The following is a 1,238-nucleotide window of genomic DNA, read 5'->3' on the forward strand; positions in this document are numbered from 1 at the left end:
CTTTGCCAGCCCCGCAGTCGTCGTCGCGCCGGTGACGCAAGTCGACACGAACGTCAAGGTCGACATCCCGACCATTCAGAACTTCGGCGGCCTGCAGTTCGCCAAGGCGTAATTCGAAGCGACAAGAGAGCCGCATTCGAAGAAGCGGCTTTCTGAAAAACACCAAGCATTAACCGACGATTTACCCAAACCGCAGCAACCCCTATCAGGAGATTCACCATGAGCACGCTGATGATCAAAGACCTCGTCCATTCCGAAGAACTCTCGGCCAAGGAACTGTCCGCAGTGCGCGGCGGCGCCAACTACAACTTCGGCAACGTGAACGCAGCATTCGGTGGTGGATTTGCCAGCCCCGCAGTCGTCGTCGCACCGGTCACGCAAACCGACACGAACGTCAAGGTCGACATCCCGACGATTCAGAACTTCGGCGGCCTGCAGTTCGCGAAGGCTTGAGGCCAACGCAATAAGCGATAAAGAGAGCCGCATTCGAATGCGCGCTCTCTGCAAAGTACCCAGCATTAATTGACGATTTTCCCGAACCGTAGCAAACCCAAGGAGATTCACCATGAGCACGCTGATGATCAAAGACCTCTCGCATTCCGAAGAACTCTCGGCCAAGGAACTGTCCGCAGTGCGCGGCGGCGCCAACTACAACGTCGGCAATATCAACGCCGCACTCGGCGGCGGCTTTGCCAGCCCCGCAGTGGTTGTCGCACCGGTCACGCAAACCGATTCGAACGTCAAGGTCGACATCCCGACGATTCAGAACTTCGGCGGCCTGCAGTTCGCGAAGGCTTGAGGCCAACGCAATAAGCGATAAAGAGAGCCGCATTCGAATGCGCGCTCTCTGCAAAGTACCCAGCATTAATTGACGATTTTCCCGAACCGTAGCAAACCCAAGGAGATTCACCATGAGCACGCTGATGATCAAAGACCTCTCGCATTCCGAAGAACTCTCGGCCAAGGAACTGTCCGCAGTGCGCGGCGGCGCCAACTACAACGTCGGCAATATCAACGCCGCACTCGGTGGCGGCTTTGCCAGCCCCGCAGTGGTTGTCGCACCGGTCACGCAAACCGATTCGAACGTCAAGGTCGATATCCCGACGATTCAGAACTTCGGCGGCTTCCAGTTCGCCAAGGCGTAATTCGAAGCGACAAGAGAGCCGCATTCGAAGAAGCGGCTTTCAGAAAAACACTAGGCATTAACTGAAGATTTACCCAAACCGCAGCAAACCCTA

At 56.2% G+C, this 1,238-nt stretch carries 3 protein-coding genes; all 3 read left to right on the forward strand.

The window, feature by feature from the left end:
• Nucleotides 1-219 precede the first annotated feature (219 nt).
• The 3 genes from BG61_RS38475 to BG61_RS38485 all read left to right on the forward strand — a co-directional run bounded on the left by BG61_RS38475 (nucleotide 220) and on the right by BG61_RS38485 (nucleotide 1,145).
• A complete protein-coding gene (locus BG61_RS38475) occupies nucleotides 220-453 on the forward strand; it encodes a hypothetical protein (RefSeq protein WP_035936032.1) in 234 nt (77 codons plus the stop codon).
• A 112-nt stretch (nucleotides 454-565) separates the two neighbouring features.
• Nucleotides 566-799 carry a hypothetical protein gene (locus BG61_RS38480; RefSeq protein WP_035943675.1) on the forward strand — a complete coding sequence of 78 codons (234 nt, stop codon included), beginning with the start codon at nucleotides 566-568 and terminating at the stop codon, nucleotides 797-799.
• A gap of 112 nt (nucleotides 800-911) precedes the next feature.
• Entirely contained in the window at nucleotides 912-1,145 is a 234-nt protein-coding gene (locus tag BG61_RS38485) for a hypothetical protein (RefSeq protein ID WP_035936033.1), read from the forward strand.
• Nucleotides 1,146-1,238 lie beyond the last annotated feature (93 nt).

This window comes from Caballeronia glathei, from assembly GCF_000698595.1.
GTDB lineage: Bacteria > Pseudomonadota > Gammaproteobacteria > Burkholderiales > Burkholderiaceae > Caballeronia > Caballeronia glathei.

Bases quoted from the DNA above. Each gene is read 5' to 3' on its own strand.
- BG61_RS38485 (WP_035936033.1), top strand. From the start codon at position 912: ATGAGCACGCTGATGATCAAAGACCTCTCGCATTCCGAAGAACTCTCG.
- BG61_RS38480 (WP_035943675.1), top strand. From the start codon at position 566: ATGAGCACGCTGATGATCAAAGACCTCTCGCATTCCGAAGAACTCTCG.
- BG61_RS38475 (WP_035936032.1), top strand. From the start codon at position 220: ATGAGCACGCTGATGATCAAAGACCTCGTCCATTCCGAAGAACTCTCG.